The 966-nt window shown below is 77.3% G+C and carries 1 pseudogene; it reads left to right on the forward strand.

The annotated features are described in order from the left end of the window. Nucleotides 1-10: 10 nt before the first annotated feature. Nucleotides 11-966, forward strand: a pseudogene (locus VS93_RS26430) (DUF5914 domain-containing protein); the annotation flags it as partial.

The raw sequence follows: 966 nt of genomic DNA on the forward strand, positions 1-966 counted from the left end.
GACCGGCCTCATGTCTCCTTCGGATCCGGCCCCGCGGCGGCCGCCCCTGCGCCGGATGCCCGCGACCACCTGGGCACGGCAGCGCCCCACTTGGCGCGAGGCCGCTCCCGGGCTCATCGACGCCGCCCTGAAACGGGCGCTGGCCCGGGCGTCCGGCAACTGGTTCGTCCTCGCCTCCAGCGAGGAGGTGCGCGCGGACCGGCCCTTCGGCCGGGTCGTCGCCGGTACCGAGATCGTGGCCTGGCGCGGCACCGACGGCACCGCGTACGCCGCCCCTGGCGCCTGCCCGCACCTGGGGGCTCCGCTGTGCCGGGGCGCGGTCGACGCGGGGAGGCTGGTCTGCCGGTGGCACGGGCTCTCCCTCGACGAGAGCGGCTTCCCCGGCTGGTCGCCCTTCCCCGTCCACGACGACGGGGTGCTCCTCTGGGTGCGCCTGGACCGGACCGGCGGGGAGCACCCGCTGCCCCGGCCGGTGCTCGCGGAGCGGCCCGACCCGGCCGGGACCATCGCGGCGGTGGAGAGCATGGCGGGGCGCTGCGAGCCCGAGGACGTCGTCGCCAACCGGCTCGACCCCTGGCACGGGGCCTGGTTCCACCCTTACTCCTTCGCGGGGCTGCGGGTGACCGAGACGCCGTCGGGCACCGACCCCGATCCCGACCGCATGGTTGTGACGGTGGCCTTCCGGGTCGCCGGCCGGTGGGGGGTCCCGGTGCGCGCCGCCTTCAGCTGCCCCGAGCCCCGCACCGTGGTCATGCACATCCTCGAAGGGGAGGGCGAGGGCAGCGTCGTGGAGACCCACGCCACACCGCTGGGCGTGGACGGGCAGGGCGTGCCGCGCACCGCTGTCATAGAGGCGACGATCGCGACCTCCGAACGGGCCGGGTTCGCCGCCGCCCGCCGCGTCGCCCCCGCGCTCCGGCCGCTCATCCGGGCCGCCGCCCGCCCGGCTGTGGCGCGACGACCTCG

The organism is Allosalinactinospora lopnorensis, assembly GCF_000981225.1.
GTDB classification, from domain to species: Bacteria; Actinomycetota; Actinomycetes; order Streptosporangiales; family Streptosporangiaceae; genus Allosalinactinospora; species Allosalinactinospora lopnorensis.